Raw genomic sequence first — 25,518 nt, forward strand, 5'->3', positions numbered from 1 at the left:
GCGCCGATGGTACTGCATGGGGGACCGTGTGGGAGAGTAGGACGCCGCCGAACTATTATTCAAAAAAGCTCTGGTGTTTGAACTTCGGTTCAGACGCCGGAGCTTTTTTGTTTCCGTGATGCCGTGCGGAGCGTCATGTCGTGTTCACGTTGCGCCGTCACTATCCGCAGGTATGGGGACAGAGGAGATCCTGACGGCGGCAGGTGTGGGCTCCGGGGCCGAGGTCGTGGTGCCCTCGTACGCAACTCCCGGTGCGGCAGAGGCCGTTCGGCGCGTGGGTGCCGTGCCGGTTTTCGCGGACATCGATCCCGGCACCTTCTGCCTCGACCCGGTCGCGGTCGAGGCCGTCGTGACCTCGCGCACCGCGGCCGTCGTGGCCGTGTCCCTCTTCGGGCATCCCGCGGATCTGCCGGCCCTTCAACACCTTGGGGGTCAGCGGAAGTTGCTCGTCGTCGAGCATCATGAGTCCGGTGACCCCGAGCCCGGCCCCCCGGATCCCCGCCGGCAGGCCAATGCGGCCTACCTCGACACGCGTCTCACCGGGCTGCTGACTCCGCCCGTGGCTCCGGGAGTTCGCCACCGTTATCACTCCTATGTGGTGCGCGTACCCGGCAACGGCCGCCCGGACCGGGACGCCTTCGCACGGGCGCTTCGCTCACGCGGCGTTCGGTGCCACGTGCCCGTACAGACTCCGGTGCACCGAATGCCTGCGTTCCGGCGGGAGTTGTGGCTTGCCGAGACCGAGCGGGCTGCCGATGTCTGTCTCACTCTGCCCGTGGGGGAGGAGATGTCGCGGCGCGAACTCCAGCGCGTGGTGTCGGCGTGCAATGCGCTCGGCGGACTGCTGCCCGCGGCTGCGTAGTCGGTGGTCAAAAGGCCGTCCGACCGTGGGGTATGCTTTATCTCGTTGCCGGCCCCAATAGCTCAGTCGGCAGAGCGTCTCCATGGTAAGGAGAAGGTCAACGGTTCGATTCCGTTTTGGGGCTCTGAAGAAGAAGGCCCCCGCCATTCGGCGGGGGCCTTCTTCGTATGCGGATCGTGCGGATCAGTCGTCCTGGCGCAGGCGCTGACGCTCCGGCACCCGCATGGCGAGGATGGCCATGTCGTCGGAGGCGGGCTCCGCGGCGAACCGTTCGACCGCCCTGAGCACGCGTGCCGCGACCGCACCCGCCGTCAGGCCCGTGCAGGTCGTCAGGACGTCCGTCAGGCCGTCGTCGCCCAGCATGCGGGTGCCCTCGCGGCGTTCGGTGACGCCGTCCGTGACGCACAGGAGCACGTCGCCCGGCTCCAGGGTGACCGTCTGCTCGTAGAGCTCCAGGTCCTCCATGACGCCCAGCAGCGGCTGGGGTTCGGCGGCGGCCTCCACGGTGCCGTCCTGGCGCAGGCGCAGCGGCAGCGGGTGGCCGGCGCAGACGACCTTCAGCACGGCGCTGCCGTCGTGCTGGGGCCACAGCTCGCCGTAGAGGAGGGTGAGGAAGCGGCTGCGGGCGCCCTCGTCGAGGATCGCCGCGTTGAGCCGCTCCAGGACGGCCGGGCCGCCGAAGCCCTCGCGGGCCAGCAGGCGCAGGGCGTGCCGGGCGAGGCCCGTCACGGCCGCGGCCTCCGGGCCCGTACCGCAGACGTCGCCGATGGCGAAGCCGTAGGCGCCGTCGCGGATGGGGAACAGGTCGTAGAAGTCGCCGCCGACCTCGTTGCCCTCGCCCGCGGCGCGGTAGATGACCTCGACCTCGACCCCGGGGACGTGCGGGAGCTCGGGCGGGAGGAGGCTGCGCTGGAGGCTCTGGCTGATGGCGGTGCGCTCGGAGTAGAGGCGGGCGTTGTCCAGGGCGAGGGCGGCCCGGCGGGAGAGGTCCTCGGCGAGTTCGAGGATCTCCTGGCGGAAGTGGTCGTCGCTGGGCTTGCCGAGGGTGAGCATGCCGATGACGCGGTTGCGGGCGACCAGCGGCAGGACGACGGTCTCGCCGCCGACCGCGGCCGCCGTGGCGAGCGAGGTGCCCGGGCCGGGGATGTGGCCCGTGGCGTCGGCGAGGCCGAGGCTGCGCAGCGAGGAGCGCAGGGCCGCGGAGTGGGCGGCCTCGGAGGGGGCCGACCAGACGCGGGCGCCGGGGGTGTTGACGGGGTCCGGCGGCGGGACCTTGGAGAGCAGGTTCTTGAGGCCGTCGATGCGGTCCTCGTCCTCGTGCAGGACGTAGGAGAGTTCGGGGTCGGAGCTCTGGTCGGCGATCGTGTAGACCGCGCACCAGGTGGCCAGGGTGGGGACCGTCATCTGGGCCATGAGGGCCAGGGTCTGGTCCCGGTCGAGGGTGCCGGCGAGCAGGTCGGAGGCCTCGACGAGGAAGGAGAGCGAGCCGCGGCGCAGCCGCTCCAGCTCGCCGAGGCGGGCGGACTCGACGGCGAGGGCGATGCGGTCGGCGGCGAACTGCAGCCGCAGGGCCTCCTCGTTGCCGTAGCGCCGCGGGGATTCGGCGGCGACGCCCAGCGAGCCCGTCAGGCGGCCCTCCACCTTGAGCGGGACGGTGACGACCGAGCGCATGCCGGTGTTGGCCAGCAGGGGGACGGCGCCGGGGACGGCGCTGAGGTCGTCGTGGACGGCGGGCATCCGGGCCGAGCCGTAGCGGCCGGTGCCGGCCTCGACGGGGACGCGGGCGAACCGCTGGCGGGCGGAGGGCAGGCCGGTGGAGGCGCGGACCTCCAGCTCGGTCTCGTCGTCCGTGGCGAGCAGGAGATAGGCGGAGTCGCCGTCGAGCATGTCGCGGGCGCGCTCGACGGTGCGCTGGAGGAGACCGTCCAGGTCGTCGGGGGCGGGGGAGCCGATGAAGACCTCGAAGGGGTCCGTGGCGGTGCCCCGCTCGGCGGTGGCGGCGTCGGCCGCGGGGGCGCGCTGCGGGCTCTGCAGGACGGCGCGCTCCTCGTCGCGCACGAGCAGGCAGACGGTGGAGGGTGCGCCCTCGGCGTCGCGGACGCGCAGGTGCGAGGCGTAGACGGGGACGACGCGGCCGTCGGCGCCGCGGATCCCGTAGGAGCCCTCCCAGCGGGACAGTCGCAGGGCCTCGGCGATGCCGGTGGAGGTGCCGGGGGTGTGCGGCCAGGCGGCGAGGTCGGTGAGGGGCTTGCCGGTGATCTGGTCGGCGGTGAAGCCGAAGAGTTCGTGGGCGTCGTCGTTCCAGGAGGTGATGCAGCCGGTGCGGTCGATCTGGATGACGGCGACGCGGACCCGGGCGTCGGCCAGCGGCAGGGCCGCGGCGGGCAGGGCGGGGCCGGCGGAGCGGGTGCCCGCGGGGCGGTCCGGCAGGTCGAGGCGAAACCAGACCTTCTTGCGCGTGGACGTGTATTCGACACCCCAGCGGGAGGCCAGTGCGGCGCAGAGCAGCAGGCCGCGGCCGCCCTCGCGGTCGACGCCGCCGAGCCGGCCGGCCGGGCTCTGCAGGGGCAGCTCGCGCTCGGGGTAGCGGTCGGCGACCTCGACGCACACGCCGCCGTCGGCACGGGTGCACAGGACTTCGGCGGCGGTGCCGGCGTGGACGACGGCGTTGGTGACGAGTTCGCTGGTCAGGACGACGGCGTCGTCGATGATGTCCGGGAAGCCCCAGCCCTGGAGGGTGTCCCGGACGAAGGTCCGGGCGGCGGCGACCGAGCGTCCGACCGGCTCGAAGGTGGCGGCTGCCCGCGCGGTGATCACAGGTCTCCTCGTATGCGTCTCGGCGATCTGCTCACGCATGTGCAGCGCCCCTCCATTGCCCTGGCCGGATGCCAGGTTACTTACCCCCGCGCCCCGGGCGGAGGCCGGTGCACAGTGATTCCACCTTGGGGGTATCGGGTGGACTGTGTGCGATGCTGCCGGAGGTTATGACCTGGTTGGGCTGGAGTGAAACACTGGGAAAGCTCGAAGCGGAAGCCCGACGAGGATGATCGACCCAGCGGGAGGGACACGGTGGAGTCTGGCGCAGCGGCGCGGGGCGTGAGCACGCGCGCGAAGGGCGGACGGTCCCGATCCAATGGGACGACGGAGGTGGACACCGCGGCCCTGAACCGGCTGCTGTCGGCGCTGGAGGCCATGCGGGACGGAAACTTCCGCAAGCGTCTGACGGTGTCCGGCGACGGTGCGATGTCCGAGATCGCGGCGGTGTTCAACGAGGTCGCGGACCGTAATCTGCAGCTCACGGGCGAGCTGGCGCGGGTGCGCCGGGTGGTCGGCCGGGAGGGCAAGCTCACCGAGCGGCTGGAGGTCGGCGCGTGCGAGGGGGCCTGGGCGGCCGCCATCGACGCGTCGAACGCCCTGGTCGACGATCTGGTGCGGCCGGTGTCCGAGGTGGGCCGGGTGCTCTCGGCGGTCGCCGAGGGCGATCTGGAGCAGCGGATGGACCTGCGCTCGCAGGGAGCGGACGGTTCCGCGCATCCGCTGCGCGGCGAGTTCCTCAAGGTCGGGCGCACGGTCAACGGCCTGGTCGACCAGCTGTCGGCGTTCACCGACGAGGTGACGCGGGTGGCCAGCGAGGTGGGCACCGAGGGGAAGCTGGGCGGGCAGGCGCGGGTGCGCGGTATGTCCGGCTCCTGGAAGGACTTGACGGACTCCGTCAACACGATGGCGTCCCGGCTCACCGCCCAGGTGCGTGATATCGCGCTGGTGACGACGGCGGTCGCCAAGGGCGACCTCTCCCGGAAGGTCACGGTGCATGTGGCCGGGGAGATGCTGGAGTTGAAGAACACCGTCAACACGATGGTGGACCAGCTCTCCTCCTTCGCCTCCGAGGTCACGCGGGTGGCGCGCGAGGTGGGCACCGAGGGCGAGCTGGGCGGCCAGGCGCAGGTGCCCGGGGTGGCAGGTGTCTGGAAGGACCTGACGGACTCGGTCAATCTGATGGCCGGGAACCTGACGGCCCAGGTGCGCGGCATCGCGCAGGTGACGACGGCCGTCGCGAACGGCGACCTGTCGCAGAAGGTCACGGTCAGCGCGCGCGGCGAGGTGGCGCAACTGGCCGAGACCATCAACCAGATGACCGAGACGCTGCGCACGTTCGCCGACGAGGTGACCCGGGTGGCCAGCGAGGTCGGTGCCGAGGGCCTGCTGGGCGGGCAGGCGCAGGTGCCGGGTGCGGCGGGGATCTGGAAGGACCTCACCGATTCGGTGAACACGGCCTTCCGCAACCTCACGGGCCAGGTGCGGGACATCGCCCAGGTCACGACGGCGGTCGCGAACGGCGACCTGGGGCAGAAGGTCACGGTCGATGTCTCCGGCGAGATGCTGGAGTTGAAGAACACCGTCAATTCGATGGTGGACCAGCTGCAGTCCTTCAGCGGTGAAGTGACCCGTGTGGCACGGGAGATCGGTGTCGAGGGCGAGCTGGGCGGCCAGGCGGCCGTGCCGGGTGCGGCGGGCACGTGGAAGGACCTCACCGACTCGGTGAACACGGCCTTCCGCAACCTCACCGGCCAGGTCCGCAACATCGCGCAGGTGACGACGGCGGTCGCGAACGGCGACCTGTCGCAGAAGGTCACGGTCGACGTCTCCGGCGAGATGCTGCAGCTGAAGAACACCGTGAACACCATGGTGGACCAGCTGTCGTCCTTCGCCGACCAGGTCACGCGGATGGCGCGGGACGTGGGCACGGAGGGCCGGCTCGGCGGTCAGGCCCGGGTGGACGGCGTCAGCGGCACGTGGAAGGAGCTGACGGACTCCGTCAACTTCATGGCGGGCAACCTGACATCGCAGGTGCGGCAGATCGCCCAGGTGACCACGGCTGTGGCGCGCGGTGATCTGTCGCAGAAGATCGACGTGGATGCGCGTGGCGAGATCCTGGAGTTGAAGAACACCATCAACACGATGGTCGACCAGCTCTCGGCCTTCGCGGAGCAGGTGACCCGCGTCGCCCGCGAGGTGGGTACGGACGGCCGGCTCGGCGGTCAGGCGCAGGTGCCGGGTGTGGCGGGCGTGTGGCGCGATCTGACGGACTCCGTCAACGGCATGGCCGGGAACCTGACCGCCCAGGTCCGTAACATCGCCCAGGTCGCCACGGCGGTGGCGCGCGGTGATCTGTCGCAGAAGATCGACGTGGACGCGCGTGGCGAGATCCTTGAGCTGAAGAACACCCTCAACACGATGGTGGACCAGCTCTCCTCGTTCGCCGAGCAGGTCACGCGGGTGGCGCGTGAGGTCGGCACGGAGGGCATCCTGGGCGGCCAGGCCGAGGTGCAGGGGGTGTCGGGCACCTGGAAAGACCTCACCCAGTCCGTGAACTTCATGGCCAACAACCTGACGTCCCAGGTGCGCAACATCGCCGAGGTGACCACGGCGGTGGCCAAGGGCGATCTGTCGAAGAAGATCACGGTCGACGCCAAGGGCGAGATCCTCGAACTCGTCACCACCGTGAACACCATGGTGGACCAGCTGTCGGACTTCGCCGAGCAGGTGACCCGGGTGGCCCGCGAGGTGGGCACCGAGGGCCAGTTGGGCGGGCAGGCGCGGGTGCGGGACGTCACCGGCATCTGGAAGGACCTCAGCGACAACGTCAACCTGATGGCCAACAACCTGACCAGTCAGGTCCGCGGGATCGCGCAGGTGGCCACCGCGGTCGCCAACGGCGACCTGACCAAGAAGGTCGGCGTGGAGGCGCGCGGCGAGGTCGCGCAGCTCGCGGACACGGTCAACATCATGGTCACGACGCTGTCGTCCTTCGCGGACGAGGTGACCCGGGTGGCCCGCGAGGTGGGCACCGACGGCATCCTCGGCGGCCAGGCGCGGGTGCCGGGCGTGAGCGGCACGTGGAAGGACCTCACCGAGTCGGTGAACTCGATGGCGTCCAACCTCACCGGGCAGGTGCGCAACATCGCGATGGTGACGACGGCCATCGCGCAGGGCGACCTGACCAAGAAGATCGACATCGATGCGCGCGGCGAGATCCTCCAGTTGAAGACGACCATCAACACGATGGTCGACCAGCTGTCCTCGTTCGCCGACCAGGTCACCCGGGTGGCGCGGGAGGTGGGCACCGAGGGGCAGCTGGGCGGTCAGGCCCGGGTGCGGGACGTGGACGGCACCTGGCGCGACCTGACGGAGTCGGTGAACGAGATGGCCGGCAACCTGACCCGTCAGGTGCGGGCCATCGCCGAGGTCGCCACGGCCGTGACCCGCGGCGACCTCAACCTGCGGATCGACGTGGACGCGGCGGGCGAGATCCTGGAACTCCAGGACAACATCAACACGATGATCGCCAACCTCCGCGAGACCACGCTCGCCAACAAGGAACAGGACTGGCTCAAGGGCAACCTGGCCCGCATCTCCGGTCTGATGCAGGGCCGCCGCGACCTGGAGGACATCGCCGGGCTCATCATGAGCGAGCTGACCCCGGTGGTCTCCGCGCAGCACGGCGCGTTCTTCCTGGCGATGGCGACGGACCCGCAGGAGGGCGGCAGCGGCGAGGACGCCTACGAGCTGCGGATGCTCGGCTCGTACGGCTACTCGATGGGCGCGATGCCCACCTCCTTCCGGCCGGGCGAGTCGCTGATCGGCACCGCCGCCAAGGAGAAGCGGACCATCCTGGTGGAGAACGTGCCGCCGGGCTACCTGAAGATCGCCTCCGGTCTGGGCGAGGCGCCGCCGGCCCATGTCATCGTGCTGCCGGTGCTGTTCGAGGGCCAGGTCCTGGGCGTGATCGAGCTGGCGTCCTTCCAGCCGTTCGCGCAGATCCAGAAGGACTTCCTCAGCCAGATCGCCGAGATGATCGGAACCAGCGTCAACACCATCAGCGTCAACACCAAGACCGAGGTGCTGCTCAAGCAGTCGCAGGAGCTCACCGAGCAACTGCGCGAGCGGTCGGCGGAGTTGGAGAACCGGCAGAAGGCCCTGGAGATCTCCAACGCCGAGCTGGAGGAGAAGTCCGAGCGGCTGGCGCGGCAGAACCGCGACATCGAGGTGAAGAACACCGAGATCGAGGAGGCCCGGCAGGTGCTCGAGGAGCGTGCCGAGCAGCTCGCGGTCTCGATGCGCTACAAGTCCGAGTTCCTGGCCAACATGTCGCACGAGCTGCGCACCCCGCTCAACTCGCTGCTGATCCTGGCCAAACTGCTCGCCGACAACGCGGAGGGCAATCTCTCCCCGAAGCAGGTCGAGTTCGCCGAGACCATCCACGGCGCGGGCTCGGACCTCCTGCAGCTGATCAACGACATCCTGGACCTGTCGAAGGTCGAGGCGGGCAAGATGGACGTCAGTCCGACGCGCATCGCGCTCGTCCAGCTCGTCGACTACGTGGAGGCCACCTTCCGCCCGCTGACCGCGGAGAAGGGCCTGGACTTCTCCGTGCGCGTCTCGCCGGAGCTGCCGGCCACGCTGCACACCGACGAGCAGCGGCTGCTGCAGGTGCTGCGCAACCTGCTGTCGAACGCGGTGAAGTTCACGGACTCGGGCGCGGTCGAACTGGTCATCAGGCCCGCCGGGGTGGACGTGCCGGACAGCATCCGGGAACAGCTGCTGGAGGCCGGCTCGCTGCGGGACGCCGACGCCGACATGATCGCCTTCTCCGTCACGGACACCGGCATCGGCATCGCGCAGAGCAAGATGCGGGTCATCTTCGAGGCGTTCAAGCAGGCGGACGGCACGACGAGCCGCAAGTACGGCGGTACGGGCCTGGGTCTGTCGATCAGCCGGGAGATCGCCCGGCTGCTCGGCGGTGAGATCCACGCGGCCAGCGAGCCCGGCCGCGGTTCCACCTTCACGCTCTACCTGCCGCTCAACCCCGGCGAGCTGCCGCCCCAGGGCTACCACCCGGAGGCGGGCGGCGCGGTCGCGGCCGTGGAGCCGGGCGGGCTGATGCCCTCCGGGGACGGCGCCGGTCCGCAGTCGCCGGAGCGCGGCGGTGCGGCGGGGCTCTTCCTGCGCCGCCGGCGCGCGGCGCAGGCGGCGGCGGGGCTGCGGCCCGCGCTGCCGGCGTCCGGCCAGCCGGAGACGGCGGTGCCGGGAGCGAGGAGCGCCCGGCCGGCCGCCGGGCACGAGCCATGGCCGGTGGATGCGCACAGTGACGGCCCGGGCGAGGCGGCGCACGGCTTCAGCGGCGGCTTCCACGGCGAGAAGGTGCTGATCGTCGACGACGACATCCGCAACGTCTTCGCGCTCACCAGCGTGCTGGAGCAGCACGGGCTCTCGGTGCTCTACGCGGAGAACGGCCGCGAGGGGATCGAGGTCCTGGAGCAGCACGACGACGTGGTGGTGGTGCTGATGGACATCATGATGCCGGAGATGGACGGCTACGCGACGACGGCCGCGATCCGCAGGATGCCGCAGTTCGCGGGGCTGCCCATCATCGCGCTCACGGCGAAGGCGATGAAGGGCGACCGGGAGAAGAGCATCGACGCCGGGGCTTCCGACTATGTCACCAAGCCGGTCGATACTGATCATCTGCTGACGGTGATGGAGCAGTGGATGCGTGCTGAGTGACAGAAGCTCGTAAGGACTTTGTGCGTTCGCTGACTGACTGTGGCCGATGACGTGTGGGGCCGCGGTATTCGGGGAACCTTCTGGTCCCCTGCCACGTTTCTGCTACGTGCACAGTGACATCGCGGTGACAGGGTGTGGCGACAGGCGGGGTGCGGCTACCATGACCGGCACAAGGGCGGGCGGCGCAAGGAAGCCGTCCCCGGGGGCGGCGCCCGGTGCTTCTCCCGGCTCCGCGAGCCGGGAAGACCCCAAGCCGGGACGAGGAGGACGGGGCATGGTGCAGAAGGCCAAGATCCTCCTGGTCGATGACCGGCCGGAAAATCTGCTGGCGCTGGAGGCCATCCTCTCGGCGCTCGATCAGACACTGGTGCGGGCATCGTCAGGGGAGGAAGCGCTCAAGGCGCTGCTGACGGACGACTTCGCGGTGATTCTGCTGGACGTCCAGATGCCCGGCATGGACGGGTTCGAGACCGCCGCGCACATCAAGCGGCGTGAGCGGACCCGGGACATCCCCATCATCTTCCTCACCGCCATCAACCACGGCCCGCACCACACCTTCCGCGGCTACGCGGCCGGCGCCGTGGACTACATCTCGAAGCCGTTCGACCCCTGGGTGCTGCGCGCCAAGGTCTCGGTGTTCGTCGAGCTGTACATGAAGAACTGCCAGCTGCGCGAGCAGGCCGCCCTGTTGCGCCTGCAGCTGGAGAGCGGCCAGGCCGCCCGGGCCGGTGCGCTGGAGGCTCAGGAGCCCGCCGGGCTGCTGGCCGAGCTCTCCGCGCGGCTCGCCGCCGTCGAGGAGCAGGCCGAGGCCCTCTCCAAACAGCTGGACGAGTCCGCCGACGCGGCGGCGGTCGCCACCGCCGCCCACCTGGAGCGCAAACTCACCGGACTGCGGCGCGCCCTGGACGCGCTGGAGCCCGGCGCGGGCAGCGCCGCCGGCCAGCTCCCCTCGCCGAGCTGACGGGCCGACGGCCCCGCGTCACCGCACCCGCCTCCGCCTTGACGTCCCGTCACCGGCTCAACCACGCCTCGGCGACACGAACGGGTGAACACCCGGGCCCACGTGTCCCATGCGACGGACGACGGTAACCTCGGCACCATGGCCTCACGTACGTCCGGCAAGGGTTCCCAGAGCACGGCGGGCACCTCGAAGCAGCGCGCCGGGCGATCCGGGAGCGCTGCCAAGAAGGCGGCAGCACGCCCCGCGGGCCGTGCCCCCGTGCGCAGGGCGCCCGCGAAGAAGACCGCGCCCAAGTCCGCCCCCCGCCGCGTCGGGCGCGGCGTGGCGAACGGCGTCGGCGCGATGTTCCGCGGCGTCGGCCGCGGCGCCAAGGGCCTGCACCCGGCGCACCGCAAGGACGGCCTGGCGCTGCTGCTGCTCGCCCTCGCCCTCATCGTCGCCGCGGGCACCTGGTCCAACGTCCGCGGGCCCGTGGGCGACCTCGTCAAGATGCTCGTCACCGGCGCCTTCGGCCGGCTCGACGTGGTGATGCCGATACTGCTCGCCTTCATGGCCGTCCGGCTGTTCCGGCACCCCGAGCGCCCCGAGGCGAACGGACGGATCGTCATCGGCCTGTCCGCTCTGGTGGCCGGCGTCCTCGGCCAGGTCCACATGGCCTGCGGGGCACCCGGCCGCGGGGACGGCCTGCACGCCATGCAGGACGCGGGCGGCTTCATCGGCTGGGCGGCCTCCAAGCCCCTGCAGTACACGGTCGGCGACGTCCTCGTGGTGCCGCTGCTCGTGCTGCTCACGGTCTTCGGCCTGCTGGTGGTCACGGCCACCCCGGTCAACGCCATCCCGCGGCGGCTGCGGGACGCGGGGATACGGCTCGGGATCATCGAGCCGCACCCCGGCGAGTACGACGAGTACGTCCCGGAATCGGCGTACGCCGAGGACTGGCGGGAGTCCCCTGCCCGGCGCCCCCGGCGCACCGCCCCCGCGGCGGACGGCTCCGGCCCCGAGCTGGACCGGGCCGAGGAGGAGGCGCTCGGCAAGCGCCGCAAGCCCCGGCGCACTCCCGTGCAGCCGCCCGAGGGCCGCGAGCCGGACGCCGTGGACCTGGCGGCCGCCGCGGCGGCCTCGCTGGACGGCGCCGTGCTGCACGGCGTGCAGCCCTCGCCGCTCGTCGCCGGGCTCAGCAGCGGCATCGCGCAGGACGGCGGCCGTGCGGAGCCGACGGTGCCGGCCACGCGCGGCGTGTCCATGGACAAGGGCAAGCGGTCCGGGGACCAGCGGCCCGGGGCCGTGCCCGACCTCACGAAGCCGGCCCCCGAGCCGCCGTCCGGGCTGCCCGCGCGGGCCGAACAGCTCCAGCTCGCCGGGGACATCACCTACTCCCTGCCCTCGCTCGACCTGCTGGAGCGGGGCGGCCCGGGCAAGACCCGCAGCGCGGCGAACGACGCCATAGTGGCCTCGCTGACCAACGTCTTCGCGGAGTTCAAGGTCGACGCCGCGGTCACCGGCTTCACCCGGGGCCCGACGGTCACGCGCTACGAGGTCGAGCTGGGCCCGGCCGTGAAGGTCGAGCGCATCACGGCCCTCACCAAGAACATCGCCTATGCCGTGGCCTCCCCGGACGTGCGCATCATCAGCCCGATCCCGGGCAAGTCCGCGGTGGGCATCGAGATCCCGAACACCGACCGCGAGATGGTCAACCTCGGCGACGTGCTGCGGCTGGCCGACGCCGCGGGCGACGAGCACCCGATGCTGGTGGCGCTCGGCAAGGACGTCGAGGGCGGCTATGTGATGGCCAACCTGACGAAGATGCCGCACATGCTGGTGGCCGGCGCCACCGGTTCCGGCAAGTCGTCCTGCATCAACTGCCTGATCACCTCGATCATGGTCCGGGCGACCCCCGAGGACGTCCGGATGGTGCTGGTCGACCCCAAGCGCGTCGAGCTGACGGCCTACGAGGGCATCCCGCACCTGATCACGCCGATCATCACCAACCCGAAGCGGGCCGCAGAGGCCCTGCAGTGGGTCGTGCGCGAGATGGACCTGCGCTACGACGACCTCGCGGCCTACGGCTTCCGGCACATCGACGACTTCAACGCCGCCGTGCGCGAGGGCCGCGTCAGCCCGCCCGAGGGCAGCGGACGGGAGCTGCAGCCGTACCCGTACCTGCTGGTCATCGTCGACGAGCTCGCCGACCTGATGATGGTGGCGCCGCGCGACGTCGAGGACTCGATCGTGCGCATCACCCAGCTCGCCCGGGCTGCCGGCATCCATCTGGTGCTGGCCACCCAGCGGCCGTCGGTCGACGTCGTCACCGGCCTGATCAAGGCCAACGTGCCCTCCCGGCTCGCCTTCGCGACCTCCTCGCTCGCCGACAGCCGGGTCATCCTCGACCAGCCCGGCGCCGAGAAGCTCATCGGCAAGGGCGACGGCCTCTTCCTGCCCATGGGCGCCAACAAGCCCATCCGCATGCAGGGCGCCTTTGTGACGGAGGGTGAGGTCGGGGCCGTCGTCAAGCACTGCAAGGACCAGATGGCGCCGGTCTTCCGCGACGACGTGACCGTCGGGTCCGCAAAGAAGAAGGAGATCGACGAGGACATCGGTGACGACCTCGATCTGTTGTGCCAGGCGGCCGAGCTGGTCGTCTCCACCCAGTTCGGGTCGACGTCGATGCTGCAGCGGAAATTGCGTGTGGGATTCGCCAAGGCGGGCAGACTCATGGACCTGATGGAGTCGCGCAACATCGTGGGTCCCAGCGAGGGCTCCAAGGCGCGCGACGTCCTGGTCAAGCCCGACGAGCTGGACGCGGTCCTCGTCGTCATCCGTGGCGGCTCCCCGCAGTGATCCGGTTGTGAAGGGTCTTGGGCCAAGCCGTTTCTCTTGATGCTCTGCGTAGTTGAGAGAGGGGGGTGGGGCGATGTGCCACCGTCGGTGCCACAGAGCTTTCTGATGGCCGAGCATTCTGATGGCCTACAAAGTCCGGCTTTCCGCTTGCCCGACGCTTTCGCATGCCCCCTAGACTGAATCTCCAGCAGGTGGCTGCACGCTCGAAAGGCGCCCACGTGTCCATCGGCAACTCTTCCGAGGACGACCGGCCTTCCGTCGGACGTTCCCTCCAGCAGGCCCGTATCAGTGCAGGACTGACCGTCGACGAGGTCAGTTCGACCACCCGTGTACGCATCCCGATCGTGCATGCGATCGAGCAGGACGACTTCACCCGCTGTGGCGGACACGTCTACGCGCGCGGCCACGTGCGCACCCTGGCGCGAGCCGTCGGTCTGGACCCGGCCGCGCTCGTCGCGCAGTACACCGCCGAGAACGGCGGGCGCCCCTCGCCCACCCCGGCGGCCCCGGTCTTCGAGGCCGAGCGCATCCGCCCCGAGCCCCGGCGCCCCAACTGGACCGCCGCCATGGTCGCCGCGATCGTCGCCGTGGTCGGCTTCGTCGGGTTCACGCTGTTCAACGGCGGGGCCAAGGGACAGAACTCCGCCGACCCGCCCTCCGCCAAGCCGTCCGCGGCCTCCAGTGCCAAGTCCAACCCCGGCAAGGCCACGGACCCCAAGCCGGAGGCGTCCAACAGTGCCATCGCCGGCGCCCCCGCCAACAAGGTCACCGTCAAGCTGACCGCCGAGAACGGGCAGACGTGGATGTCGGCCAAGGACCACGACGGCAAGCTGCTGGACGAGGGCGTGCTCCAGCAGGGGGCGTCCAAGACGTTCACCGACAGCAAGCGGATCGACCTGAAGCTCGGCAACGCCGGAGTCGCACGACTGTTCGTGAATGGCAAGGAGGTCAAGAACCTCGCCGACGGCGGCCAGGTCCAGAGCCTCAGCTACACCAAGGGCGACCCGGCAGCGGGCTGACCAGCGAGGAACCGCATGACGGCACGGTTGCGGAGAGCCCCCGGGTGATCAGGCTCTCCGCGCCTCGCTGCCACTCGGCAGCGGACCCGGTGCCGGGACAAAGTAGGCTGAGCCCTATGCCCGAACGCCGTACCGTCGCTCTTGTCACACTTGGCTGCGCCCGTAACGAGGTGGACTCGGAGGAGCTGGCAGGCCGCTTGGCGGCGGATGGCTGGGACCTCGTGGAGGACGCCGCCGACGCCGATGTGGCCGTCGTCAACACCTGTGGCTTCGTCGAAGCCGCGAAGAAGGACTCCGTCGACGCCCTCCTGGAGGCGAACGACCTCAAGGATCATGGTCGTACCCAGGCCGTCGTGGCCGTCGGCTGCATGGCCGAGCGGTACGGCAAGGAGCTCGCCGACGCCCTGCCCGAGGCCGACGCGGTGCTCGGCTTCGACGACTACACCGACATCTCCGACCGGCTCCAGACCATCCTCTCCGGCGGCATCCACGCCGCCCACACCCCGCGCGACCGGCGCAGACTGCTGCCGATCAGCCCCGCCGAGCGGCAGGCCGCCAGCGCGCCGGCCCTGCCCGGACACGCCCAGGCCCCGGAGGAGAGCGCCCCCGAGGACCTGCCGGAGGGCCTCGCCCCGGCCTCCGGGCCGCGCGCCCCGCTGCGTCGCCGGCTCGGCTCCAGCCCTGTCGCCTCGGTGAAGCTCGCCTCCGGCTGCGACCGGCGCTGCTCCTTCTGCGCCATCCCGTCCTTCCGCGGCTCCTTCATCTCCCGCCGCCCCTCCGACGTGCTCGGCGAGGCGCGCTGGCTGGCGGAGCAGGGGGTGAAGGAGATCATGCTGGTCTCCGAGAACAACACCTCCTACGGCAAGGACCTCGGCGACATCCGCCTGCTGGAGACGCTGCTGCCGGAGCTCGCCGCCCTCGACGGCCTGGAGCGCATCCGCGTCAGCTACCTCCAGCCCGCCGAGATGCGCCCCGGCCTGATCGACGTGCTGACCTCCACGGAGAAGGTCGCGCCCTACTTCGACCTCTCCTTCCAGCACTCCGCCCCCGCCGTGCTGCGCTCGATGCGCCGCTTCGGCGACACCGACCGCTTCCTGGAGCTGCTCGACACGATCCGCTCCAAGGCTCCGCAGGCGGGCGCCCGTTCCAATTTCATCGTCGGCTTCCCCGGCGAGACCGAGGAGGACGTCGCCGAGCTGGAGCGCTTCCTGACCGGGGCCCGCCTGGACGCCATCGGCGTCTTCGGCTACTCCGACGAGGACGGCACCGAGGCGGCCACCTACGAGCACAAGCTGGACCAGGACGTCGTCGACGAGCGCCTGGCGCGCATCTCGCGGCTCGCCGAGGAGCTCACGGCGCAGCGCGCCGAGGAGCGCATCGGCGACACCGTCGAGGTCATCGTCGACCGGGTCGACGAGGAGGACGGCGTCATCGGCCGGGCCGCCCACCAGGCGCCCGAGACCGACGGCCAGGTGCGGCTGACCGGGGATGCGGTGTTCGCCCCGGGCACGCTGGTCGTCGCCAAGGTGGTCGCGAGCGAGGGCGTGGACCTCGTCGCCGAGCCCCTGGCGCTGGCCGCGGGCGGGTGTACCGGGGAGGCCGGCAGATGAGCGGAGTCCCGGCCCCCACTGCGGGAGGCCCTGCCCCCGCGTCGGCCGGGCGCCCGGCGGGCCTGTGGAACATCGCCAACATCCTCACGATGGTGCGGCTGCTCCTCGTGCCCGGGTTCGTCGTGCTGATGCTCCACAACGGCGGTTACGAACCGGCCTGGCGCTCGTTCGCCTGGGCGGCGTTCGCCATCGCCATGATCACCGACCTCTTCGACGGTCACCTGGCCCGCACGTACAACCTGGTCACGGACTTCGGCAAGATCGCCGACCCGATCGCGGACAAGGCGATCATGGGCGCGGCGCTGCTCTGCCTCTCCGCACTGGGGGACCTGCCGTGGTGGGTCACGGGCGTGATCCTCGCCCGCGAGATCGGCATCACGCTCATGCGGTTCTGGGTGATCCGGCACGGAGTCATCCCGGCCAGCCGGGGCGGCAAGCTGAAGACGCTCGCCCAGGGCGTGGGCACGGGGATGTACATCCTGCCGCTCGAAGGGCCGCTGGCCACCTTGCGCTTCTGGGTGATGGCGGTCGCCGTCGTCTTGACCGTGCTGACCGGGCTCGACTACATCCGGCAGGCCGTGGCCCTGCGCCGTGCGGCGCGGACCGGGGGTGCCGCACGGTGAGCGGAGCGGACGCCGGTCACGCCCCCGGGGTGCTCGCCGAGCTGGCCGCGCGCGGGGAGACGCTGGCCGTGGCCGAGTCGCTCACCGGCGGCCTCGTCGCGGCCGGGCTGACCGCGGTGCCCGGGGCCTCGCGGGTGGTGCGGGGGTCCGTCACCGCGTACGCCACCGACGTCAAGCGCGAGGTGCTGGGCGTGGCCGGGCCGCTGCTCGCCGAGCGCGGTGCCGTCGACGCCGAGGTGGCCCGTCAGATGGCCTGCGGCGTACGGGCGTTGCTGGGTGCCGACTGGGGCGTCGCGACCACCGGCGTCGCCGGGCCCGAGCCGCAGGACGGCAAGCCCGTCGGCACGGTCTTCGTGGCCGTCGCCGGCCCGGGCGGCTCCGGGGCCGTCCGGGAGCTCTCGCTGGACGGCGACCGTGCCCGGATCCGGGCCGGGAGCGTCCGGGAAGTCCTCGCGCTGCTGTGGCGCGAACTGACAGGGAACGCGGGGGCAAAGGATACGGAACAGAACGGGGGGAATTGATGTTTGCAGCCCTGAGTGAACACGACATAGCTCCCCGCACGGCCGCACCCCGAGGCGGTACGGTGGGGCGTGAAGGAACCGGATTCGCGGTCCAAGGAGGGAGCCACCGATGATTCTGCTCCGTCGCCTGCTGGGTGACGTGCTGCGTCGGCAGCGCCAACGCCAGGGCCGCACTCTGCGCGAGGTCTCCTCGTCCGCCCGGGTCTCGCTCGGATATCTCTCCGAGGTCGAGCGTGGGCAGAAAGAGGCGTCCTCCGAGCTTCTCTCCGCAATCTGCGACGCTCTGGACGTCAGGATGTCCGAGGTCATGCGCGAGGTGAGTGACGAACTGTCGCTCGCCGAGCTGGCGCAGTCGGCGGCGGCGAGCGAGCCGGTACCCGCGCCGATGCGGCCCATGTTCAATTCGGTGTCCGTGACGTCCGTGACGGGCGTTCCGGGGGAGCGCGTGACCATCAAGGCCCCTGCCGAGGCAGTGGACGTGGTCGCAGCCTGACGGCAGAGCCGTTTCGTGTTCCGGATCCCGGTCGGTACTCCGACCGGGATCCCGGCGTTTCCGGCCGGGTTCCCGCCTTTGTGCCATGGTGGAGAAATCGGGGATGAACGGAAGAGACGGTTTCAACCGCCCTAAAGGGAGGAAACCAATGTCCGTCGTCAAGAGCCCGCTGTCCGAGCCGGACCGCAAAACCGTGGGCGACGCCCTCCAGGGCGCACTCGTCGATCTGGTGGACCTCTCCCTGGTGGCCAAGCAGGTCCACTGGACCGTCGTCGGCCCGCGCTTCCGCTCCATCCACCTCCAGCTCGACGAGGTCGTCGCGAGCGCCCGCACGCACGCGGACACCGTGGCCGAGCGGGCCTCGGCGCTCGGCATCGCGCCGGACGGGCGTGCCGGGACGGTCGGCAGGACCAGCGGCATCGAGACGGTCGGCGGCGGCTGGCACCAGGACACCGACGCGGTGCGCCTGCTCGTCGCCGGGCTCGGCGCCGTGATCACGCGGATGCGCGAGCGCATCCAGGCGACGGCCGACCCGGACCCCGTCACCCAGGACCTCCTCATCGGCCTCACGGGCGACCTGGAGAAGCACCACTGGATGTTCCAGGCGGAGAATGCCTAGGCGCTCCGCTGGGAGTCCGGTAGGTCGTCCGCGGCTACGTCGTGGCTGGTCGCGCCCACACGGCGGAGCCGCATACGGTCACCGCCCCGCTGCCCCTTCGGGGCGCTACCGAACCGCATCGGACTTCGCCGAGCCCGCTGAGAGCGCCTGAACCCCGTCCCCGCCCGTCGGGGCGCCCGGGTGGCGGCCGTGGCGCGGTCACGGTCTCCTGAGGGCATGGACGAGCACCCGGTCATCCGCTTCACGCGCGAGCTGATGGTGGTCTCGGACCTCGACCAGGCGACGGCCGGGGCCTTCGTACGGGCCGTCTACCAGGAGGGCACGCACGACGGGGAGCGTCGGGTGATCGTCGAACTGCACCGGCGGGACCGGACGATCGAGGAGCTGGAGCGCGAGCTCGTACGGTTGCGCGCGGAGGGGCCCGGCGGGGGCTGACGAGGGTCCGCGCGGTGCACCGCGGCCGAAGGGGGAACGGGCCGAAGGAGGCAGCCATGATCCGGCAGCACGCCCGGCGCCGCCGCCGGCCCCGTGGGGCGGCCGGACGGGCGGTCCTGCTCGTGCTGGGCTGCGTCTGGTGGTGGGCCGTTGTGCGGCTGGCCGTCCAGCCCGGGCGGCTCGGGGCCGTGGAGGAGCTGGTGGCCGCCGGGGGGTGGGGGCTGAGTCTGCTGCCGGTGCACTGCGTGCCGCGGAACGGGCGGGAGAACCGGATCGCCGCGGCGTGGGGCCGTCGCCGGTCCGCTGCGCGGCGGCGCCCGTGATCCTTCCGCGTACCGGCCCCACCTGCCCGGTCACCCGTTCGGCCCATCCGGAGCGGGGCCTTCCTGGCAGCGGGGGCACCAGTACGTGGGCCGCTCCCGGCCTGCCTTTCCCTGCACTGCGCTGCCGACCGGGGTGCCGCAGCGGCGGCACGGACGCCCTGCGCGCCCGTACACCCACAGCCGGTGGTCCGGGCGGGGGTCGGCGGTGGTGATGCGGGCGGCGCGGGCCTTGTTGACTTCCAGAAGTTTCTTGGCCAGGGCCGTCAGACGCTCGGGGGACGGCAGCTGCGCGACGGGCAGCCACGGGGAGATCCGCAGCAGGAAGCAGATCTCGGACTTGTAGACATTGCCGATCCCGGCGAGGTTGCGCTGGTCGAGCACGGCGTCGCCGACGGCGCGGGCGGGGTCGGCGAGCAGGCGGCGGACGGCCTCCGCCGCATCCCAGCCGGGGCCGAGCAGGTCGGGGCCCAGGTGGCCGACGACGCCGGCCTCGTCGGCGGTGCGCAGCAGGTCCAGGGCGGGCAGGCGGTAGCCGACGGCGACGGCGGACGCGGTGCCGAGGACCGCGCGGACCTGGTGCTCGGGGCCGCCGTGCCGGCGCTCGCCCGGGGCGTGGATCCGCCAGGAACCGTCCATGCCCAGATGCGAGTGCAGGGTGAGGCCGCCCTCGGCGCGGGCGAGCAGGTGCTTGCCGCGCGGCACCACCTCGGTGATGCGACGGCCGGTCAGGTCGGCCGTCGCCAGGGCGGGGACGCGCAGATCGCACCGGGTCAGCACCTGTCCCGCCAGGGCGCGGTGGAGGTCCCGGGCGGTGCGCCAGACGGTGTCTCCTTCGGGCATGCGGCTGCTCCTCCGGGGTCAGGGCGCGCGCAGGCGCAGGCCCTTGGGGGTGGCGTGGAAGCCCGCGGACTCCAGCAGGGCGCCCAGCGGGGACGTCAGCGCCGGGGCGCCGTTGATGCGCTCCACCGTCACCGTGCCCAGCGCGCCCGCCCGGGCCGCCTCGGCCAGGGCAGCGGTCGCTTCGCGCAGACCCGGGTCCTCGCCGTGCGCCTCCTCGGCACCCTCCTCCTGGGGCCAGGCGAGGACGGTCCTGCCGCCGCGCTCGACGTAGAGCGCGAGGGCTCCGTCGAGCAGGACGACCAGGGAGCCCGCCTTGCGCCCCGGCTTGTGGGAGGCACCGGCGGGCGGATCGGGCCACGTCAGCGCCGCGCCGTAGGCGTTGGCGGGATCGGCCGCGGCGAGCACGACGGCCCGGCGCCGGGCCGGCCGCGCCGGACCCGCGCTCTCCGGGTACCCGGCGCTGCCGCGCTCGCGGGCCGTGCCGACGGCGCGCAGCCGGTCCACCGCGCCGTCCATCGCGAACTGGGCCGCCCCCAGGCCCTCGACGACGTAGCCGCGGCGGGCCTGGCCGCTCTCCTCGAACGCGGACAGCACCCGGTACGCGGCGGAGAACCCGCCCTCGACGCCCTCGGCGGCGACCGCGCCGCGCGTCACCACGCCGTGCCGGTCGAGGAGCGTGCGGGCCAGGGCATGGGCCCGGTGGGTGGGGTCGGGCTCGCGCTCGGGGAGCAGCGACCAGCGGCCCGCGACCGTCGGCGGCCCGCCGCGCGAGGCGGTGGGCCGGGGCACCGCGCCCGTACGGCCGAGGAGGGCGCCGTACCGGCCGCGGGGGACGGGGCGCCGTGCGCGGTGGGCCGTGGAACCGGCCGTGCGGCCCGAGCCGAGGAGGGCGCGGAGCGGGGCGAGCGTGTCGTTGGTGAGCCGGCCGGACCAGGCGAGATCCCAGACGGCCTCGGCGATCCGGGCGTCGGTGCCGGCGGCGTCCCCGCTGTCGGCGCCCGTGGCGCGGACCCGCTCGGCGATCTGCCGGAAGAACAGGCCGTAACCGCCGGAGAGCGCCTCCAGGACGGCTTCGTGCAGCGGCGAGAGCTCCAGGGGGTGCGGCGGGGGCAGCAGCAGGGGCGCCGAGTCGGCGGGCAGCAGCGAGACCCAGCCGTCCTTGCCGGGGAGGGCGCCGGCCCCGGCCCAGACGACTTCCCCCGTCGCGGTGAGCTCGTCGAGCATCGCCGGGGTGTAGTCCGCGACCCGGGCGGGCAGGACGAGCTTCTCCAGCGCCGAGGCGGGGACCGGCGCGCCCTGCAACTGCTCGACGGCGCGCAGCAGTCCGTCGATGCCGCGCAGGCTGCTGTTTCCGACGTGCTGCCACTGGGGGAGGAAGGCGGCGAGCGCGGCGGGCGGCACCGGCTCCATCTCCTGCCGGAGCGCCGCCAGGGAGCGGCGGCGCAGCCGGCGCAGCACCGCGGCGTCGCACCACTCCTGGCCGATGCCCGCGGGGTGGAACTCCCCTTGCACGACCCGGCCGTTCGCCGCCAGGCGGTGCAGCGCGCCGTCGGTCACGGCCGTGCCGAGGCCGAAGCGGGCGGCGGCCCCGGCCGAGGTGAACGGGCCGTGGGTGCGGGCGAAACGGGCCAGGAGATCGCCGAGCGGATCCCTGACCGGCTCCGTGAAGGCCTCGGGGACGCCGACGGGCAGGGCCGTGCCGAGGGCGTCGCGCAGCCGCCCGGCGTCCTCGACGGCCGCCCAGTGCTCCTGGCCGGCGATGCGGACGCGCAGGGCGCGGCGGGCGTCGGACAGCTCCTGCACCCAGGCCGGCTCGGCTCCCCGCGCGGCCAGTTCGGCATCGGTGAGGGGGCCGAGGAGGCGCAGCAGGTCGGCGACGCCCTCGGCGTCCTTGGCCCTGCGGTCCTCGGTGAGCCACTGCAGCTCGCGCTCCAGCTCGGCGAGGACTTCGGCGTCGAGCAGCTCGCGGAGCTCGGCCTGGCCCAGGAGTTCGGCCAGCAGGCGCGAGTCGAGGGAGAGCGCGGCGGCGCGCCGCTCGGCCAGGGGCGAGTCGCCCTCGTAGAGGTACTGGGCGACGTAGCCGAAGAGCAGCGAGCGGGCGAAGGGGGACGGCTCGGGCGTGGTCACCTCGACCAGCCGGACGCGGCGGGCCTCGACGTCCCCCATGAGCTCGGCCAGTCCGGGGACGTCGAAGACGTCCTGGAGGCATTCGCGGACGGCCTCCAGGACGATGGGGAACGAACCGAACTCGCTCGCGACATGCAGCAGTTGGGCGGCGCGCTGGCGCTGCTGCCACAGCGGCGTGCGCCGCCCGGGGTTGCGGCGCGGCAGCAGCAGGGCGCGGGCGGCGCACTCGCGGAAGCGGGAGGCGAACAGGGCCGAGCCGCCCACCTGTTCGGTGACGATCCGGTCGACCTCGGCCTTGTCGAAGGTGACGTCGGCGGCGCCGACGGGGGACTGTTCCGCGTCGTACTCCGTGCCCTGCCGGGCCGGGTCCGCGTCCAGCAGGTCCAGGCCCATCAGGTCGGCGTCGGGCAGACGCAGCACGATGCCGTCGTCGGCGTGCATCACCTGGGCGTCCATGCCGAAGCGCTCGGTGAGCCGGGCGCCCAGGGCCAGCGCCCAGGGGGCGTGCACCTGGGCGCCGAAGGGGGAGTGGACGACGACGCGCCAGTCGCCCAGCTCGTCGCGGAACCGCTCGACGACGATGGTCCGGTCGTCCGGCACGTGGCCGCAGGCGCGGCGCTGCTCGTCGAGGTACGACAGGACGTTGTCCGCGGCCCAGGTGTCGAGCCCGGCGGCGGTGAGGCGCTTGCGGGCCGCCTCGGGGGCGTGGCCGCCGATCTCGCGCAGGAACGCGCCGAGCGCGCGGCCGAGTTCGAGCGGGCGGCCCAGCTGGTCGCCCTTCCAGAACGGCAGCCGGCCGGGGGTGCCGGGGGCGGGGGTGACCAGGACCCGGTCGCGGGTGATGTCCTCGATGCGCCAGGAGGTGGTGCCCAGGGTGAAGACGTCGCCGACGCGGGACTCGTAGACCATCTCCTCGTCCAGCTCGCCGACGCGCCCGCCGCCCTTCTTGGGGTCGGCGCCCGCCAGGAAGACCCCGAAGAGGCCGCGGTCGGGGATCGTGCCGCCGGAGGTGACGGCGAGCCGCTGGGCCCCGGGCCTGCCGGTGACCGTGTTCGCCACCCGGTCCCACACCAGGCGCGGGCGCAGCTCCGCGAAGGCGTCGGACGGATAGCGCCCCGCGAGCATGTCGAGCACGCCGGAGAACGCGGACTCGGGCAGCGAGGCGAAGGGGGCCGCGCGGCGCACCACGGCCAGCAGCTCCTCCACGTCCCACACGTCCATGGCGGCCATGGCCACGATCTGCTGGGCCAGTACGTCCAGCGGGTTGGCCGGCACGCGCAGGGCCTCGATGGACCCCTGGCGCATCCGCTCGGTCACCACGGCGGCCTGCACCAGGTCGCCGCGGTACTTGGGGAAGACGACCCCGGTGGAGACGGCGCCGACCTGGTGGCCCGCGCGGCCGACCCGCTGCAGCCCGGAGGCGACGGACGGGGGCGACTCGACCTGGACGACCAGATCCACCGCGCCCATGTCGATGCCCAGCTCCAGGCTGGAGGTGGCCACGACGGCGGGCAGCCGGCCGGCCTTCAGATCCTCCTCGACCAGCGCGCGCTGCTCCTTGGACACCGAGCCGTGGTGCGCGCGGGCGAGCAGTGCCGGCGCTCCCCTGGCGGCGCCGGACTCGGCCATCAGCTCGGCGGGGGAGTGGTGTTCGGGCAGGGGCTCGCCCGTCGTGCGTTCGTAGGCGATCTCGTTGAGCCGGTTGCACAGGCGCTCGGCGAGGCGGCGCGAGTTGGCGAAGACGATCGTGGAGCGGTGGGCCTGGACGAGGTCGGCGATGCGCTCCTCGACGTGGGGCCACACCGACGGCTTCTCCTTGCCGTCACCGCTCTCCTGCGCGGGCGATCCGCCGAGCTCGCCGAGATCCTCGACCGGCACGACGACGGAGAGGTCGAACTCCTTGCCGGACGGCGGCTGGACGACCTCCACCCGGCGCTGCGGGGACAGGAAGCGGGCCACCTCGTCGACCGGGCGCACCGTCGCGGACAGGCCGATCCGGCGGGCGGGCCGGGGCAGCAGGAGGTCCAGGCGCTCCAGGGACAGGGCGAGATGGGCGCCGCGCTTGGTCCCGGCGACGGCGTGCACCTCGTCGAGGATCACGGTCTCCACGCCCTCGAGCGCCTCCCGGGCCGCGGAGGTGAGCATCAGGAACAGCGACTCGGGCGTGGTGATCAGGATGTCCGGCGGCCGGGTGACCAGCGCGCGGCGCTCGGCGGGCGGGGTGTCGCCGGAGCGGATGCCGACGCGGATCTCCGGCTCGGGCAGGCCCAGGCGCACCGACTCCTGGCGGATGCCGGTCAGCGGGCTGCGCAGATTGCGCTCGACGTCCACTGCGAGCGCCTTGAGCGGGGAGACGTACAGCACGCGGCAGCGCTTGCCGCGCTCGGCGGGCGGCGGCGCGCTCGCCAGCCCGTCCAGGGCGGCGAGGAAGGCGGCCAGCGTCTTGCCGGAGCCCGTGGGCGCGACGACCAGGACGTCCGAGCCCTCCCCGATCGCGCGCCAGGCGCCGGCCTGGGCGGCCGTGGGCGCGGTGAAGGCTCCCGTGAACCATGCCCGGGTCGCGGGGGAGAACGCTGAGAGCGCTGTGAGGGCCGAGGACCGGTCCCCCGCAGTCGCCGACGCTGTGTCGTTCGCCATGCACCCCATCGTGCACCGGGCCACTGACAATGCCCTGTCCGTGCAGGTCGGGGGCGGTTTCCGGGGTGGCGGGCGGGGCCGGGAGGGCGCGTCGCGTCACACGGTGCGGCCGTGGGCGCGCAGGGTGAGGAGGGCGTCGATGGTCGCCCTCGGGCGGCACTCCAGGGCCGTGCCGGGCGCCCACGCACGCCAGTTGACGGGCCAGCCGCCGTCGGTCTCCTGCGCGGCGGCCAGGAAGTCGAGAGAACGTTCCATCTCGGTGTCGGTGAACCAGGACCGGGCCACCGAGCGGGGGGTCCGCGCGAAGTCGTGCGGGAAGTGGTGCTCGCCCGGCGCGTAGCCCTCCGGCAGGGGGTAGTCGGCCGCCCGGCCCGGCTCCAGGACGGCCAGCCGCCGCTCCCGCACGGTGCGGCCCAGCCGCTCGGCGGTGGCCCGGGCACGGTCCCGGTCGGGGACCCCGTCGAGGAAGGCCACGGCCGCCTCGACCTCGTACGGATGGGTCCTGGCGCCGCGCGTGATGGCCTCGACCGCGGCCCAGCAGAAGTCCGTGGCCCGGAACAGCCAGGCGTGCCACACCTCGTTGCGGTGCAGCAGGCCGACCACCGGACCGGTGGCCAGCAGGTCGCTGGGAGGGTCGTCGATCACGGGGATCCAGGGGGCCGCGGGGTAGCCGCGCAGCGACGGGTGGAGCGCGGGCAGCGCACCGTCCGGGGTGGAGACCGCCGTCAGGTAGCGGCAGACGCGCTCGACCCGCCGGTCGCCGCAGCGGCCGATCTCGTCCAGCACGCGCAGCGCGTGCGCGGTGTGCAGCGGCTGGCTCACCGGTCCGCGCAGGTCCGGTTCCAGGGCGTGCCCGTAGCCGCCGTCGTCGCCGAGGTAGGCCGACAGGGCCGACTCGACCGCCTCCGCACTGCCGTCGAGGAAGTGGAACGCGAATCTGCGCTGTTCCAGGACGCGGGCGGTGAGCCAGACGAAGTGCTCGGCACGGGCTGCGGCGGATGCTCCGGAGAGGGCCATGGACAAGACCGTAGGGGGCGCGGCGGCG

At 72.5% G+C, this 25,518-nt stretch carries 16 protein-coding genes and 1 tRNA gene; 13 read left to right on the plus strand and 4 right to left on the minus strand.

Translation table 11 applies throughout. The features are described from left to right. Positions 1-172: 172 nt before the first annotated feature. Together ACLHRZ_RS08980 and ACLHRZ_RS08985 are read left to right on the plus strand one after the other, a co-directional pair. Positions 173-862, plus strand: coding sequence for a DegT/DnrJ/EryC1/StrS family aminotransferase (locus tag ACLHRZ_RS08980; RefSeq protein ID WP_490417770.1), 690 nt, complete (start codon positions 173-175; stop codon positions 860-862). Positions 863-913: 51 nt separating this feature from the next. Continuing rightward, positions 914-986, plus strand: a tRNA-Thr gene (locus ACLHRZ_RS08985). Positions 987-1,045: 59 nt separating this feature from the next. On the opposite strand, the gene ACLHRZ_RS08990 is transcribed toward ACLHRZ_RS08985, so the two are convergent. Then, positions 1,046-3,718 carry a SpoIIE family protein phosphatase gene (locus ACLHRZ_RS08990; protein WP_490417771.1) on the minus strand — a complete coding sequence of 891 codons (2,673 nt, stop codon included), beginning with the start codon at positions 3,716-3,718 and terminating at the stop codon, positions 1,046-1,048. Positions 3,719-3,931: 213 nt separating this feature from the next. Here ACLHRZ_RS08990 and ACLHRZ_RS08995 point away from each other — a divergent pair, with 213 nt between their 5' ends. The 11 genes from ACLHRZ_RS08995 (at position 3,932) to ACLHRZ_RS09045 (ending at position 18,869) form a co-directional block, all read left to right on the plus strand. Next, a complete protein-coding gene (locus ACLHRZ_RS08995) occupies positions 3,932-9,427 on the plus strand; it encodes a HAMP domain-containing protein (RefSeq protein WP_490417772.1) in 5,496 nt (1,831 codons plus the stop codon). Between the two features lie 274 nt (positions 9,428-9,701). Continuing rightward, the gene (locus ACLHRZ_RS09000; RefSeq protein WP_490417773.1) at positions 9,702-10,388 is read left to right on the plus strand and encodes a response regulator; all 687 of its coding nucleotides are present in this window, start codon (positions 9,702-9,704) and stop codon (positions 10,386-10,388) included. A 138-nt stretch (positions 10,389-10,526) separates the two neighbouring features. Continuing rightward, the gene (locus tag ACLHRZ_RS09005; protein WP_490417774.1) at positions 10,527-13,226 is read left to right on the plus strand and encodes a DNA translocase FtsK; all 2,700 of its coding nucleotides are present in this window, start codon (positions 10,527-10,529) and stop codon (positions 13,224-13,226) included. A 218-nt stretch (positions 13,227-13,444) separates the two neighbouring features. After that, complete coding sequence (locus ACLHRZ_RS09010; RefSeq protein WP_490417775.1) at positions 13,445-14,245, plus strand: helix-turn-helix domain-containing protein; 801 nt, start codon at positions 13,445-13,447, stop codon at positions 14,243-14,245. 116 nt (positions 14,246-14,361) lie between these two features. Continuing rightward, positions 14,362-15,855, plus strand: a complete 1,494-nt coding sequence (gene rimO / locus ACLHRZ_RS09015; protein ID WP_490417776.1) for a 30S ribosomal protein S12 methylthiotransferase RimO — start codon at positions 14,362-14,364, stop codon at positions 15,853-15,855. Further along, entirely contained in the window at positions 15,852-16,478 is a 627-nt protein-coding gene (gene pgsA, locus ACLHRZ_RS09020) for a CDP-diacylglycerol--glycerol-3-phosphate 3-phosphatidyltransferase (RefSeq protein WP_490417777.1), read from the plus strand. The genes rimO and pgsA overlap by 4 nt, the downstream gene beginning before the upstream one ends. Beyond that, complete coding sequence (locus tag ACLHRZ_RS09025; protein WP_490417778.1) at positions 16,475-16,999, plus strand: CinA family protein; 525 nt, start codon at positions 16,475-16,477, stop codon at positions 16,997-16,999. The genes pgsA and ACLHRZ_RS09025 overlap by 4 nt, the downstream gene beginning before the upstream one ends. A 109-nt stretch (positions 17,000-17,108) precedes the next feature. Further along, on the plus strand, positions 17,109-17,492 hold the full coding sequence (locus ACLHRZ_RS09030) for a helix-turn-helix domain-containing protein (RefSeq protein WP_086566431.1): 384 nt from the start codon (positions 17,109-17,111) through the stop codon (positions 17,490-17,492). A gap of 148 nt (positions 17,493-17,640) precedes the next feature. Next, positions 17,641-18,111 (plus strand): Dps family protein, encoded by a 471-nt coding sequence (locus ACLHRZ_RS09035; protein WP_490417779.1) that lies wholly within the window; start codon positions 17,641-17,643, stop codon positions 18,109-18,111. Positions 18,112-18,327: 216 nt separating this feature from the next. Next, positions 18,328-18,546 carry a hypothetical protein gene (locus ACLHRZ_RS09040; RefSeq protein ID WP_490417780.1) on the plus strand — a complete coding sequence of 73 codons (219 nt, stop codon included), beginning with the start codon at positions 18,328-18,330 and terminating at the stop codon, positions 18,544-18,546. Positions 18,547-18,602: 56 nt separating this feature from the next. Then, on the plus strand, positions 18,603-18,869 hold the full coding sequence (locus ACLHRZ_RS09045) for a hypothetical protein (protein WP_490417781.1): 267 nt from the start codon (positions 18,603-18,605) through the stop codon (positions 18,867-18,869). A gap of 30 nt (positions 18,870-18,899) precedes the next feature. Here the strand turns inward: ACLHRZ_RS09045 and ACLHRZ_RS09050 are convergent, their stop codons facing one another. The 3 genes from ACLHRZ_RS09050 to ACLHRZ_RS09060 form a co-directional block, all read right to left on the minus strand. After that, positions 18,900-19,709: a DNA-formamidopyrimidine glycosylase family protein gene (locus ACLHRZ_RS09050; RefSeq protein ID WP_490417782.1), complete on the minus strand. Its 810-nt coding sequence runs from the start codon at positions 19,707-19,709 to the stop codon at positions 18,900-18,902. An 18-nt stretch (positions 19,710-19,727) separates the two neighbouring features. Continuing rightward, the gene (locus ACLHRZ_RS09055; RefSeq protein WP_490417783.1) at positions 19,728-24,473 is read right to left on the minus strand and encodes an ATP-dependent helicase; all 4,746 of its coding nucleotides are present in this window, start codon (positions 24,471-24,473) and stop codon (positions 19,728-19,730) included. Positions 24,474-24,569: 96 nt separating this feature from the next. Continuing rightward, positions 24,570-25,490: a hypothetical protein gene (locus ACLHRZ_RS09060; RefSeq protein WP_490417784.1), complete on the minus strand. Its 921-nt coding sequence runs from the start codon at positions 25,488-25,490 to the stop codon at positions 24,570-24,572. Positions 25,491-25,518: the final 28 nt, after the last annotated feature.

It is taken from the genome of Streptomyces sp. AM25, from assembly GCF_058146165.1.

Excerpts from the sequence above, each read along its gene's own strand:
- ACLHRZ_RS08990 (WP_490417771.1), bottom strand. The coding sequence starts at position 3,718 with ATGCGTGAGCAGATCGCCGAGACGCATACGAGGAGACCTGTGATCACC.
- ACLHRZ_RS09050 (WP_490417782.1), bottom strand. The coding sequence starts at position 19,709 with ATGCCCGAAGGAGACACCGTCTGGCGCACCGCCCGGGACCTCCACCGC.
- ACLHRZ_RS09005 (WP_490417774.1), top strand. The coding sequence starts at position 10,527 with ATGGCCTCACGTACGTCCGGCAAGGGTTCCCAGAGCACGGCGGGCACC.
- ACLHRZ_RS08980 (WP_490417770.1), top strand. The coding sequence starts at position 173 with ATGGGGACAGAGGAGATCCTGACGGCGGCAGGTGTGGGCTCCGGGGCC.
- ACLHRZ_RS09030 (WP_086566431.1), top strand. The coding sequence starts at position 17,109 with ATGATTCTGCTCCGTCGCCTGCTGGGTGACGTGCTGCGTCGGCAGCGC.
- rimO (WP_490417776.1), top strand. The coding sequence starts at position 14,362 with ATGCCCGAACGCCGTACCGTCGCTCTTGTCACACTTGGCTGCGCCCGT.
- pgsA (WP_490417777.1), top strand. The coding sequence starts at position 15,852 with ATGAGCGGAGTCCCGGCCCCCACTGCGGGAGGCCCTGCCCCCGCGTCG.
- ACLHRZ_RS09060 (WP_490417784.1), bottom strand. The coding sequence starts at position 25,490 with ATGGCCCTCTCCGGAGCATCCGCCGCAGCCCGTGCCGAGCACTTCGTC.
- ACLHRZ_RS09040 (WP_490417780.1), top strand. The coding sequence starts at position 18,328 with ATGGACGAGCACCCGGTCATCCGCTTCACGCGCGAGCTGATGGTGGTC.
- ACLHRZ_RS09045 (WP_490417781.1), top strand. The coding sequence starts at position 18,603 with ATGATCCGGCAGCACGCCCGGCGCCGCCGCCGGCCCCGTGGGGCGGCC.
- ACLHRZ_RS09035 (WP_490417779.1), top strand. The coding sequence starts at position 17,641 with ATGTCCGTCGTCAAGAGCCCGCTGTCCGAGCCGGACCGCAAAACCGTG.
- ACLHRZ_RS09000 (WP_490417773.1), top strand. The coding sequence starts at position 9,702 with ATGGTGCAGAAGGCCAAGATCCTCCTGGTCGATGACCGGCCGGAAAAT.
- ACLHRZ_RS09055 (WP_490417783.1), bottom strand. The coding sequence starts at position 24,473 with ATGGCGAACGACACAGCGTCGGCGACTGCGGGGGACCGGTCCTCGGCC.